We start from the raw sequence: 12319 nt of genomic DNA on the forward strand, positions 1-12319 counted from the left end.
GGGCGCGACGCGAGAAAACGAAGGAGTGACCATGAGCACCAACGAGCGCTTGGCGCAGCTGAGCGAGGCCGGTGTATCGGTCTGGCTTGACGATCTCTCGCGCGATCTGCTGCGCAGCGGTCGTCTGGCCGAGCTGATCGCGACGCGGTCGGTGGTCGGCGTGACGACCAACCCCTCGATCTTCCAGGCCGCGCTCTCGAAGGGCGACAGCTACGCCGATCAGGTGGCCGCACTCGCCGCTTCCGGGGCCGACGTCGACGCCGCGATCCGGACCATCACCACCGACGACGTGCGGGACGCCTGCGACGTGTTCGCACCGGTCTTCGCCGAGTCCGACGGGGTCGACGGCCGGGTGTCGATCGAGGTGGATCCCCGCCTCGCGCACGACACCGACGGCACGGTGGCCCAGGCGATCGAGCTGTGGCAGGCGGTCGACCGGCCGAATCTGCTCATCAAGATCCCGGCGACTCGTGCCGGTCTGCCGGCGATCACCCGGGTCCTCGCCGAGGGCATCAGCGTGAACGTGACGCTGATCTTCTCCGGGGAGCGATACGGCGAGGTGATCGAGGCCTACCTCGCCGGCCTCGACGCCGCGCTGGCCGCCGGTCGCGACATCGCCGACCTGCATTCGGTGGCCTCCTTCTTCGTCTCCCGCGTCGACACCGAGGTGGACAAGCGACTCGAGGCCATCGGCACCGAGGAGGCCCTCGCGTTGCGCGGCAAGGCCGCATTGGCCAATGCGCGCCTGGCCTACGCCCGTTACCTGGAGGTGTTCACCAAGGAGGTGCGCTTCCCCGATCTCGCCGGACACGGGGCTCGCCCGCAGCGGGCGCTGTGGGCGTCGACGGGGACCAAGAATCCCGATTACCCCGACACCCTGTACGTCTCCGAACTCGTCGCCCCCGACACGGTCAACACCATGCCGGGCAAGACGATGGAGGCCTTCGCCGACCACGGCTGGGTCGACGCCTCCTCGATCATCGGGCAGGAGGCCGCGGCGCGCGAGGTGATGGCCCGGGTGGCGGCGGTCGGCGTCGACCTCGACGACGTCTTCGCCCAACTGGAGACCGAGGGCGTCGCCAAGTTCATCGACGCCTGGAACGAACTGCTCGCCGCCACCTCCGACCAGCTCAAGACCAAGGCCTGACGCGTGTCGCCCGCCCGCTCCGGCCGTCGGCCGGCCAACCCGCTGCGCGACGACCACGACAAGCGGCTGCCCCGGATCGCCGGCCCCTGCAGCATGGTCATCTTCGGCGTCACCGGCGACCTGGCCCGCCGCAAACTGATGCCGGCGATCTACGACCTGGCCAACCGAGGTCTGCTGCCCACCGGATTCGCCCTGGTCGGCTTCGCGCGGCGCGACTGGGTCGACGAGGACTTCGCGCAGATCGTGCACGACGCGGTCCGGGAGAACTCCCGCACCCCGTTCCGCGAAGAGGTGTGGCGCGAGTTGGCCAAGGGGTTCCGCTTCGTGCAGGGGACGTTCGACGACGACGATGCCTTCACCCGGCTCTCGGACACGCTCGCCGCCCTCGACGCCGAACGCGGGACCGACGGCAACCACGCCTTCTACCTGTCGATCCCGCCCAACGCCTTCCCCGTCGTCTGCGACCAGCTCAAACGGTCCGGGTTGGCCGCACCCCGCGACGGAAGGTGGCGGCGCGTCGTCATCGAGAAGCCCTTCGGCCACGACCTGGCCAGCGCCCGCAAGCTCAACGCGGTGGTCAACAGCGTGTTCCCCGAGCAGTCGGTGTTCCGCATCGACCACTATCTCGGCAAGGAGACAGTCCAGAACATCCTGGCGCTGCGATTCGCCAACCAGCTCTTCGACCCGGTCTGGAGCGCCCACTACATCGACCACGTGCAGATCACGATGGCCGAGGACATCGGGCTGGGCGGGCGCGCCGGTTACTACGACGGCATCGGCGCGGCCCGCGACGTCATCCAGAACCACCTCCTGCAGCTGTTGGCGCTGGTGGCGATGGAGGAACCGGTCTCCTTCGCCCCGGCCGAACTGCAGGCGGAGAAGATCAAAGTCCTCTCGGCGACGCGCAACATCCTGCCGATCGCCGAGAATTCGGCGCGCGGCCAGTACGGGCCGGGCTGGCAGGGCAACGAGAAGGTCTGCGGACTCCTCGAAGAGGAGGGCTTCTCCAAAGAGTCGACCACCGAGACCTACGCCGCGATCGCCCTGGAGGTCGACACCCGGCGATGGGCCGGCGTCCCCTTCTACCTGCGCACCGGCAAGCGATTGGGGCGGCGCGTCACCGAGATCGCCCTCGTCTTCAAGCGCGCACCCCATCTGCCGTTCGACTCGACCATGACGGCGGAACTCGGCCAGAACGCCCTGGTCATCCGCGTCCAGCCCGACGAGGGGGTGACCCTGCGCTTCGGTTCCAAGGTTCCCGGCTCGTCGATGGAGGTCCGCGACGTGAACATGGACTTCAGCTACGGCGAGGCGTTCACCGAATCCTCGCCGGAGGCGTATGAACGCCTCATCCTCGACGTCCTGCTCGGCGAACCCTCGCTGTTCCCGGTGAACGAGGAGGTCGAGTTGTCGTGGCACATCCTCGACCCCGTTCTCGACGACTGGGCCCGCAAGGGCAAGCCGGAGACCTACGAATCGGGCACCTGGGGGCCGCACAGCGCCGACGAGATGATGACCCGGACCGGCCGTTCCTGGCGGCGCCCATGAGCGGGTTCACCGGATCCAACGACGGCGGTAGCGAGGTGGCGCAGTGATCAAGACCCTGGAAGACACCTCGACCACCGAGGTCTCCAAGCAGTTGGTGCGGATGCGCGACACCGGCGGGGCGCTGACCCTGGGCCGCGTCCTGACGTTGATCGTCAAGACCGAGCCGGGGGACGACACCGAGGCGGCGATCCGCGCGGCCAACGAGGCGAGTCGCGAACATCCGTGTCGCGTCATCGTCGCCGCGGCCGCGGACCGGCGCCGCAAGGCGCGCCTCGACGCGGAGATCCGCGTCGGCGGGGACGCCGGGGCATCCGAGGTCGTCGTCCTGCACCTCTTCGGCGACCTGGGGGCGCACGCCCACTCGGTGGTGACGCCGTTCCTGCTGCCCGACACCCCGATCGTCACCTGGTGGCCGGGCACCGCGCCGAAGAACCCCGCCAAGGACCGCCTCGGCGCACTCGCCCAGCGGCGGATTCTGGACGGGACCAACCGGTTCGACGCCCAGGGGGTCTTGGCCGCGCGCCTGCGCAGCTACTCCCCCGGCGACACCGACCTGGCCTGGGCGCAGATCACGCCCTGGCGCGCCCTGCTGGCCGCCGCCTTCGACCGGGTCCCGGCGCGCAAGCCGACCTCGGTGCGCGTCGCCGGCCCCGGCCCGTCGGTCGGCCTGGACCTGCTCGCCGGTTGGCTCGCCGAATGCCTGCGGGTGCCGACCGAGCGGCTCACCGGCGACCTGGGCGTCGAGGTCGACTGCGCCGACGGCCTGCTCTCGCTGACCGCCGAGGCCCGCGACACCCTCGTCCGCGATCCCGGCCGGCCCGACGCGCGGACGCCGTGGCGCGAGCGCACCACCGGTGAATGCCTGGCCGAGGAACTGCGCCGGCTGGACCCGGACGAGACGTACGCCCGCGCCCTGCACGGCACGAAACGACTCCTACACACCACGAGGTGACCCGATGCCCGTCCCCCCGTCGCAAGCCGCTCCGCGCACCGAGATCCATGACACGCGCGACGAGGTGATCACCGCCGTCGCCGACCGGCTGATCGGGGTGGTCGCCGACGCGCAGCGCGAACGCGGCATCGCCCGCGTGGTGCTGACCGGGGGCAGCAACGGGATCGCCCTGCTGGAGGCACTCGTCGGGCGCGCCGACGAGATCGACTTCGCCGCGTTGCACCTGTACTTCGGGGACGAGCGGTTCGTCCCCGCGGCCGATCCGGACCGCAACGCCGGCCAGGCCCGCGCGGCGCTCCTCGACGACCCCGACGCCGCCGGCGCCTCGGTCTTCGAGGTGGCCGCGTCGGACGGCGAATTCGGCGACGACATCGACGCCGCGGCCCGGGCCTACGCCGGGGTCGTCGACGCGTTGCCCCCCGGCGCGGACGGCGGCGTCTTCGACGTGCACCTGCTCGGGATGGGCGGCGAGGGCCACATCAACTCGATCTTCCCGCACTCGGCGGCGGTCGCCGAGCAGCAGGCGTCGGTCGTCGCGGTGACCGATTCGCCGAAGCCGCCGCCGCGCCGGGTCACCCTCACCCTGCCCGCGGTGAACGGTTCGCGACACGTCTGGTTCCTCGTGTCCGGTACCGACAAGGCGCAGGCGGTCGCCGCCGGGGTGCGCGGGGCCGACCCGGCCGACTGGCCGTGCGCCGGCGCCCACGGACTGCTCGACACCACCTGGTTCCTCGATCGGACCGCGGCGTCTGACCTGTAGGGATGTCGCCGCGCGGGGGTCCCCCTCCCCGGTCCCGAACCGCGATGTAAGTTGGGTCACACACGACTAGGGAGGCGCTCCAGTGATCGAATCGACCATGCAAACCGGTGAACTGACCATCGCTCGGCTGGTGGAATACAGTCGGCGAACCTTCCCCGAGGCGGGCGTCACCACCTGGACCGGCACCGAGCTGCGCCCGATCACCTTTGCCGAGCTGGGCGACCAGTCCGCGCAGCTGGCCCACGCGCTCGCGAAGCTCGGCGTGAAGCGCGGCGACCGGGTCGCGACCTTCATGTGGAACAACAACGAGCACCAGGTCGCCTACGGCGCGATCCCCGGCATGGGGGCCGTGCTGCACACACTCAACCTGCGCCTGTCACCGGAGCAGGCCGTCTTCATCATCAAGCACGCCGAGGACCGGATCATCCTGGTCGACGCGTCGATCGCGCCCATGCTCGCGGCCTATGTGAAGAACACCCCGAACGTCGAACACGTCATCGTGACCAATGGCCCGGCGAGCGCTTTCGAGGCCCCCGAGGGTGTCACCGTCCACGCCTACGACGAGCTGATCGCCGGGGAGCCGACCGTCTACGACTGGCCGGAACTCGACGAGAAGGACGCCGCGGTGATGTGCTACACCTCGGGTACCACCGGGGACCCCAAGGGCGTCGTCTACAGCCACCGCAGCATCTGGCTGCACTCGATGCAGGTCTGTTCCAGCTCGGGTATGGGACTGGGCAACGGGGACTCGGTGCTGGCGATCGTCCCGATGTTCCACGTCATGTCCTGGGGCCTGCCGTTCGCGGCGATGATGTCGGGTATCTCGCTGATCATGCCCGATCGCTTCCTGCAGCCCGAGCCGCTGCTGGCGATCATGGCGGCCGCCAAGCCGACCTTCGCCGCCGCGGTCCCGACCATCTGGCAGGGCGTGGCCGCCCAGCTGAACGCCGCCCCCCAGGACATCAGCCACCTGCGCGAGGTGGTCGTCGGCGGCGCCGCGGTCCCGCCCGCCATGATGAAGCAGTTCGACGATTTCGGCGTCCGCATCGTGCACGCCTGGGGCATGACCGAGACGTCGCCGCTCGGCTCGGTCGCGCGCCCGCCGTTCGGCGTCGACGAGGGCGATGCCGAATTCGCGTACCGCGTCAGCCAGGGCCGTTTCCCCGCCTCGGTGCAGGCCCGCCTGATCGGTGACGACGGTCAGGAACTGCCGTGGGACGGCCAGGCGGCCGGCGAACTGGAGGTCCGTGGACCGTGGATCACCGGCGCCTACTATTCGCCCGAGGGCCCCGTCGCCGACGACTCGAAGTTCCACGACGGCTGGCTGCGCACCGGCGACGTCGCGACGATCAGCCCGGACGGGTTCATGACCATCGTCGACCGCACGAAGGATCTCATCAAGACCGGCGGCGAGTGGATCTCGTCGGTGGAGCTCGAGAACACGATCATGTCGAACCCGGCGGTCACCGAGGCCGCGGTCGTGGCGGTGCCGGATGAGAAATGGGATGAGCGGCCGTTCGTGCTGGCCGTCGTGGGCGACGAGGCGAATGCCGATCCCGCCAAGTTGCGCGCCCATCTCGCCGACCTGGTCCCACGCTGGCAGCTGCCCGAGCGCTGGGCCTTCGTCGCCGAGGTGCCCAAGACCTCGGTCGGCAAATTCGACAAGAAGAAGATCCGCGGCGACTACGCCGACAAGGTCTACGAGGTTCTCGAAGTCCGGGACTGAGGACGGCGCCCGCAACGTGTCCGAGGTCACCCGGGACCGCCTTGCGAGATACCCCCTAGGGGTATAGTTTCGGTGGTGGAGACCCGGCCGCTTGGCCGGTCCACGACACCGAGGAGGCTGTGATGACCACGGCGGAGTATCGAGTCAGCGGAATGACCTGCGGACACTGCGAGATGTCGGTGCGCGAAGAGGTCGGCGAGATCCCGGGTGTCACCGGCGTCGACGTCAGCGCCGCGACCGGCGACCTGACCGTCACCGCGACCGGTGCGATCGACGACGCGGCCGTGCTGGCCGCCGTCGCCGAAGCCGGTTACACCGCGGCTCCCGCCGCCTGAGGGCCGTTCCCATGACGACCCCAACGCGCCTCGGCCTGTTCGCACTCGGCATGGCCGCCGTCTTCGGCGTCGCCCTGCTCGTCGGCCGCTACCTCGTCCCCGATCAGAGCGACCGCGCCGCCACCCCCGCGGACCACTCCGCCCACTCCGGCGGACACGCCGGAATGGGCGGCGACGATCACGCCGGACACGGCGGGACCGCCGCCGTCGCCGGCACGAGTCGCAGCGCCGACGGTTACGCGCTCACCGCGGTCGGCTCTCCCACCGCCGTGGGTGCGCCGGGCGAGTTGAGATTCACCGTCGCCGCTCCCGACGGCAAACCGCTGACCCGGTTCACCCCGGCGCACGAGAAGGAGCTGCACCTGATCGTGGTGCGCACCGACGGCGCGCATTTCTTCCACCTGCACCCGACCCGTGCCGCCGACGGCACCTGGAGCATTCCGTGGCAGGCTCCCGCCGCGGGCACCTACCGGGTCATCACCGACTTCGTCCCGGGTGATCGCGACGGCGACACCCCGGTCGTCCTGGGAACCGACGTCGAAATCGGCGGCACTTTCACCCCCGTGGCCCCCGAGCCGCGTCGGACAGACACCGTCGACGGCTTCACCGCGACGCTCGACGGGGATCTGAAGCCGGGTGCCGCGCAGAATCTGACCATCACCGTGCGCCACGGCGAACACCCGGTCACCCTGCAGCCCTATCTGGGCGCCCGCGGCCACCTCGTCGCACTGCGCACCGGCGACCTCGCCTATACGCACGTCCACCCGGTCGACGGCGACACGCACGGCGACGGCGGCGGACACGGGGACCACATGGCCCACGAGGAGCATGCCGGTGGCGGCGCCGGAACCGTCGCCTTCAGCGCACAACCGCCGTCGTCGGGGCGCTACCTGCTGTATTTCGACTTCCAGATCGACGGCGTCGTGCGGACCGCGACATTCGTCGTCGACACCGAGTAACCACCGAGGGAGAGGACGGTCGCGATGACCACCGCGCCGGACACCACGAACCCCGACATCACCGTCGACCTGGCGATCGGCGGGATGACCTGCGCCTCCTGCGCCAACCGGATCGAGCGCAAACTGGGCAAGCTCGACGGCGTGACCGCCGAGGTCAACTACGCCACCGAATCGGCACACGTCACCGCCCCGGCCGACGTCGATCCGCAGACGTTGATCGCCGCGGTCGAGAGCGCCGGCTATACGGCGACACTCCCGCAGCCGCCCCGCGAGGACGGTGAGACGACCGACCCCGCGGAGGCCGCCGCCGACGCGGAACTGCGCGGTCTGCGCAACCGGCTGATCGGCGCGGTGGCCCTCTCGGTACCGGTGATCGCACTCGCGATGGTGCCGTCGTGGCAGTTCACCTACTGGCAGTGGGCCAGCCTGACCCTGGCCGCCCCCGTCGTCGTGTGGGCCGGGTGGCCGTTCCACCGCGCCGCCTGGATCAACCTGCGCCACGGTGCCGCGACGATGGACACCCTCGTCTCGATGGGCACGATCGCGGCCTTCGCCTGGTCGCTGTACGCACTGTTCTTCGGTTCCGCGGGCGAACCCGGCCTGCGGCACCCGTTCTCACTCACCATCGCGCGCGGCGACGCCACCTCGCACATCTACCTGGAGGCCGCCGCCGGCGTCATCATGTTCGTCCTGGCCGGGCGCTACTTCGAGAAACGCGCCAAGCGGGAGGCCGGCGCCGCCCTGCGCGCGTTGTTGGACCTGGGCGCGAAGGACGTCGCGGTCATGCGCGGCGGAACCGAGCAGCGCATCCCGGTCTCCGACCTGCGCGTCGGCGACGAATTCGTCGTCCGCCCCGGCGAGAAGATCGCCACCGACGGCGTGGTCCTCAGCGGCACGTCGGCCGTCGACGAATCGATGCTGACCGGGGAGTCCGTGCCGGTCGAGGTCGGCCCGGAGTCCGCGGTGACCGGGGCGACCGTGAACGCGGGCGGTCGACTGGTGGTGCGCGCCACCCGCGTCGGCGACGAGACCACCCTGGCCACGATGGCGCGCCTGGTCACCCAGGCCCAGTCGGGCAAGGCGCCGGTGGCGCGCCTGGCCGACCGGATCGCCGGGGTCTTCGTTCCGATCGTCATCGCCGTCGCCGTCGCGACCCTCGGCGTCTGGCTGGGCGCCGGGGCGGGCGCGACCGCCGCGTTCACCGCTGCCGTCGCGGTGCTCATCATCGCCTGCCCGTGCGCCCTGGGACTCGCGACCCCGACGGCGCTGCTCGTCGGAACCGGCCGCGGCGCACAACTGGGCATCGTGATCAAGGGGCCGGAGACCCTCGAGTCCACCCGGCGCGTCGACACCATCGTCATGGACAAGACCGGCACCGTCACCACCGGGCGGATGGCGTTGGCCGACGTGGTGCCCGCCGACGGTGTCGACCGGAACGAGCTGCTGCGCATCGCCGGTGCCGTGGAGAGCGCCTCCGAGCACCCGATCGCGGCGGCCATCGCGCGGGGCGCCCGTGCCGAGGTCGGCGAGTTGCCCGCGCCCGAGGGATTCGCCAACCTCGCCGGAAGCGGCGTCCAGGGGGTCGTCGACGGGAAGGCCGTCGTCGTCGGCCGACCGTCGTTGCTCGCCGACTGGTCGATCCCGCTGCCCGACCCGCTCGCCGCGACCTTCGCCGCCGCGCAGGAGCGCGGTCACACCGTCGTGGCCGTCGGGATCGACGGGCGCGCGGCCGGGTTGCTCGGCGTGGCCGACACGGTGAAACCCACCAGCGCCCAAGCGGTGCACGATCTGCGGGGGCTCGGCCTCACGCCGATTCTGTTGACCGGCGACAACGAGGCGGTCGCACGGACCGTCGGCACCGAGGTCGGGATCGACGAGGTCATCGCCGGCGTCATGCCGTCGGACAAGGTCGATCGCATCGCCGCCCTGCAGCAACAGGGACGCGTGGTCGCGATGGTCGGCGACGGGGTCAACGACGCGGCCGCCCTCGCCCGGGCCGATCTGGGCATGGCGATGGGCGCGGGCACCGACGCGGCCATCGAGGCATCCGACATCACCCTCGTCAACGACGACCTGCGCGGGGCGGCCACCGCGATCCGGCTGTCGCGGGCCACGCTGCGGACCATCAAGTCGAATCTGTTCTGGGCGTTCTGCTACAACGTGGCGGCGATCCCACTGGCCGCGCTGGGCTTGCTCAATCCGATGCTGGCCGGTGCGGCGATGGCCTTCTCCAGCGTCTTCGTCGTCGGGAACAGCCTGCGGCTGCGCCGCTTCCGCGGGTGAGCCCGCCAGCGGACACCTGGATCAGGAGCCGAGCAACTCGCGCACCCGCGGGATGACGCGGGTGCCGTACAGCTCGATGCTTCGCATCAGCGTCGCGTGGCCCATCGGGCCGGAGGCGTATTTGAAGTCGAAGCGGGTGAGGCCGAGTCGCTTCGCCGTCTCGGCGATGCGCGCGGCCACGGTATCCGGCGAGCCGACGTACTGCGATCCGGTGCGCGTCTCGGCGATCAGCTGGTCCTTTGTCGTCGCGGGCCATCCGCGTTCGCGGCCGATGCGGTCGTGCATGGCTCGATAGTGCGGCCAATACTCGTCGAGCGCCTGCTCGTCGGTGTCGGCGACGTGCCCGGGCGAATGGGCACCCAACGGCATCGCCGCCGTCTGACCGGTCTGGTCCGCCAGCTGGACCTGTGCCCGCCGATAGAGGTCCACGTAGGGGACGAACCGATCCGGGGCGCCGCCGATGATCGCGAGCATCATCGGGATCTGGTGGGTGACCGAACGCACCACCGACTCCGGGCTGCCGCCGACGCCGATCCACGCGGCGAGGTGCCCGGACTCCGTCCGCGGATAGACCCGCTGTTCGTGCAACGTGCTGCGATGCCGGCCCGACCAAGTCACCGGCTGCTCGGTGCGCAGCCGGGCGAACAGGTCCAGCTTCTCCTCGAACAGCATCTCGTAGTCGTCGAGGTCGAAACCGAAGAGCGGGAAGGACTCGGTGAACGAGCCGCGCCCCAGGATCACCTCGGCCCGGCCCCGGGAAACCGCGTCGAGGGTGGCGAACCGTTCGTAGACGCGGATCGGGTCGTCGGAGCTGAGCACGGTGACCGCGGTGCCCAGGCGGATCCGGCCGGTCTGTCCCGCGATCGCGGCGAGCACGATGTCGGGAGCGCTGATCGCGAAGTCGTCGCGGTGATGCTCCCCCAGACCGATCGAGTAGACGCCGAGTTCGTCGGCCAGCACCGCCTGCGCGACGACGTCGCGGATCACCTGCGACGCGGATTTGCGCTTCCCGTCCTCGTCGACGGTCATATCACCGAAGGTGTCCAGGCCCAGCTCGATGTCCGGACCGGCGGTCAACGCCGGGTCAAATTCGGTCATGGTCCACCAACCTACCCGGGTCGGCCCCGATCGTGACCGATGACGATCGTCGGGACCACGAGCCCGGCGCCGCGGATGGTGAAGACCCGGGTACCCGGCTTGCGCCCGTCGCGAATCGGGCTGAGGTCCGCACCGCCGTCGGCGAGCCGCGCATGCGAGGCGTCGATGTCGCCAGAGGTCCAGGCCAGCCCCCACAGGGCAAGGCCCGCCCCCGCCGAGCTGATCAGCACCTCCAGGATCGTGCCCGCACCGCGGAGGAACAGTTGGTGGACCTCGCCCTGGTCCGGCACGCCCAGCCGCTGCTCGAGCCGGAAATCGAAGCCGAAGCCGGCACCGAAACACGCCAGTGCAGCGTCGCGGGAGTCGCCGTGCATCACGACGTGGTCCAGGCCCGTCACGTCGTCGACCGCACCGTCGGTCGACAACGGTTCGACCGCGGGGGCGTCGACCACCCCGATCGGCAGGTCGGCGGCGGCACCGGCTCGCGTGGTGCCGATCAGATCCGCGGGCGTTACCGCGCACGAGCGCCGGCCGAGCAGCTTCACGGCGCTCTCGAACACATCCGGGGCCTGCGGGTCGACGAGATCAGCAGCCGGGACGAGCAGGCGCGGTTGGTCGGCGCCGGGACGCACGACGACCCGGGTCGAACCGATCTGCCACTGTCGGCCCGCCGCATCCGCCGGGAGCGGCGACCCGCCACCGAGCAGCGACTCGTAGGCCACCACCGCCGCATCGGGATCCGACGCCGGGATCACCACCGCCGAGCGGATCGAACCGGGTCGGGCGCTCACTGCGGCCGACCGAGTTTCTCGCCCAGCTCCCGGACCTCGCGGGGCAGCACGAAGATGCCCTCGGCCTCGGCGCACACCCCGTCGGCGGTCTCCACCTGTCCGACCGCGAACGTCTTCACGCCCTCGACCCTATCGACACGGGCGTGTACGCGCAGCGGACCCAGCCGGGTGCCCCTCCGATAGCGCACGGTGAGGGTGCCGGTCATCCCCGGCACGCCCGCGTGATCGGCCGCCGAACCCAGTACCTGGTCGAGGAGCAGCGCCACGATTCCGCCGTGCACCAGGCCGGGCGGCCCCTCGTAGGCCGGTCCGATGGTCGCCTCCGCACTCGCCACGCCGTCGACGTGCCGCACGTGCAGGGGCGGCGCGATCGGGTTGCGCAGGCCGACCACCGCATTGCCCCACGAGCGCCGCGAACCGTCGGCGTTCCATTTGACCCCGAACGGCCGCGGCATGCGTTCCCGGTTCAGCAGTTCCGTCGCCGCGGTGACCAGCTCCAACGCCCTGGCTATCTCGGCCGGATCGGCATCGGTCATCACCGTCGCATCGATCAGAGACCGCACCGAATCCGTCAACGGACCCAGGACCTCCGCGTCGCGGGCGACCTCCGCCGCCGTCTTGACCTCCGCCTCGTGACCGTCGAACACCGACATCGCACCCACCTTCCGCCATTTCTAGAACACGTTACAACTTGGTCCGATCGACGACGGCCGGTACGTG

The 12319-nt window shown here is 70.7% G+C and carries 11 protein-coding genes; 8 read left to right on the forward strand and 3 right to left on the reverse strand.

Annotation, left to right across the window (positions count from 1 at the left end):
• Window positions 1-31: 31 nt before the first annotated feature.
• The 8 genes from tal (at window position 32) to HUN08_RS09585 (ending at window position 9710) form a co-directional block, all read left to right on the forward strand.
• Complete coding sequence (gene tal / locus HUN08_RS09550; protein WP_124246486.1) at window positions 32-1147, forward strand: transaldolase; 1116 nt, start codon at window positions 32-34, stop codon at window positions 1145-1147.
• 3 nt (window positions 1148-1150) lie between these two features.
• Window positions 1151-2695 (forward strand): glucose-6-phosphate dehydrogenase, encoded by a 1545-nt coding sequence (zwf, locus tag HUN08_RS09555; RefSeq protein WP_124246487.1) that lies wholly within the window; start codon window positions 1151-1153, stop codon window positions 2693-2695.
• Window positions 2696-2738: 43 nt separating this feature from the next.
• Window positions 2739-3647 (forward strand): glucose-6-phosphate dehydrogenase assembly protein OpcA, encoded by a 909-nt coding sequence (locus HUN08_RS09560; protein WP_124246488.1) that lies wholly within the window; start codon window positions 2739-2741, stop codon window positions 3645-3647.
• A 4-nt stretch (window positions 3648-3651) separates the two neighbouring features.
• Complete coding sequence (gene pgl, locus HUN08_RS09565; protein WP_124246489.1) at window positions 3652-4407, forward strand: 6-phosphogluconolactonase; 756 nt, start codon at window positions 3652-3654, stop codon at window positions 4405-4407.
• Window positions 4408-4489: 82 nt separating this feature from the next.
• Window positions 4490-6133 (forward strand): long-chain fatty acid--CoA ligase, encoded by a 1644-nt coding sequence (locus HUN08_RS09570; protein WP_124246490.1) that lies wholly within the window; start codon window positions 4490-4492, stop codon window positions 6131-6133.
• A 122-nt stretch (window positions 6134-6255) separates the two neighbouring features.
• Window positions 6256-6468: a heavy-metal-associated domain-containing protein gene (locus HUN08_RS09575; RefSeq protein WP_124246491.1), complete on the forward strand. Its 213-nt coding sequence runs from the start codon at window positions 6256-6258 to the stop codon at window positions 6466-6468.
• Window positions 6469-6479: 11 nt separating this feature from the next.
• Entirely contained in the window at window positions 6480-7427 is a 948-nt protein-coding gene (locus tag HUN08_RS09580) for a heavy-metal-associated domain-containing protein (protein ID WP_124246492.1), read from the forward strand.
• A gap of 24 nt (window positions 7428-7451) precedes the next feature.
• A complete protein-coding gene (locus HUN08_RS09585; protein ID WP_124246493.1) occupies window positions 7452-9710 on the forward strand; it encodes a cation-translocating P-type ATPase in 2259 nt (752 codons plus the stop codon).
• 21 nt (window positions 9711-9731) lie between these two features.
• Here HUN08_RS09585 and HUN08_RS09590 read toward each other — a convergent pair whose 3' ends face one another.
• The 3 genes from HUN08_RS09590 to HUN08_RS09600 are packed head-to-tail and all read right to left on the reverse strand — an operon-like array spanning window position 9732 to window position 12252.
• Window positions 9732-10808, reverse strand: coding sequence for an LLM class flavin-dependent oxidoreductase (locus HUN08_RS09590; RefSeq protein WP_124246494.1), 1077 nt, complete (start codon window positions 10806-10808; stop codon window positions 9732-9734).
• 11 nt (window positions 10809-10819) lie between these two features.
• Window positions 10820-11599: a hypothetical protein gene (locus tag HUN08_RS09595; RefSeq protein ID WP_124246495.1), complete on the reverse strand. Its 780-nt coding sequence runs from the start codon at window positions 11597-11599 to the stop codon at window positions 10820-10822.
• Window positions 11596-12252, reverse strand: a complete 657-nt coding sequence (locus HUN08_RS09600) for a PaaI family thioesterase (RefSeq protein ID WP_124246496.1) — start codon at window positions 12250-12252, stop codon at window positions 11596-11598. The genes HUN08_RS09595 and HUN08_RS09600 overlap by 4 nt, the downstream gene beginning before the upstream one ends.
• Between the last annotated feature and the right edge of the window lie 67 nt (window positions 12253-12319).

Origin of the sequence: Gordonia sp. X0973, assembly GCF_013348785.1 — a bacterium.
Taxonomy (GTDB): Bacteria; Actinomycetota; Actinomycetes; order Mycobacteriales; family Mycobacteriaceae; genus Gordonia.

Bases quoted from the DNA above. Each gene is read 5' to 3' on its own strand.
- tal (WP_124246486.1), top strand. From the start codon at position 32: ATGAGCACCAACGAGCGCTTGGCGCAGCTGAGCGAGGCCGGTGTATCG.
- pgl (WP_124246489.1), top strand. From the start codon at position 3,652: ATGCCCGTCCCCCCGTCGCAAGCCGCTCCGCGCACCGAGATCCATGAC.
- HUN08_RS09575 (WP_124246491.1), top strand. From the start codon at position 6,256: ATGACCACGGCGGAGTATCGAGTCAGCGGAATGACCTGCGGACACTGC.
- HUN08_RS09580 (WP_124246492.1), top strand. From the start codon at position 6,480: ATGACGACCCCAACGCGCCTCGGCCTGTTCGCACTCGGCATGGCCGCC.
- HUN08_RS09585 (WP_124246493.1), top strand. From the start codon at position 7,452: ATGACCACCGCGCCGGACACCACGAACCCCGACATCACCGTCGACCTG.
- HUN08_RS09590 (WP_124246494.1), bottom strand. From the start codon at position 10,808: ATGACCGAATTTGACCCGGCGTTGACCGCCGGTCCGGACATCGAGCTG.
- HUN08_RS09600 (WP_124246496.1), bottom strand. From the start codon at position 12,252: ATGTCGGTGTTCGACGGTCACGAGGCGGAGGTCAAGACGGCGGCGGAG.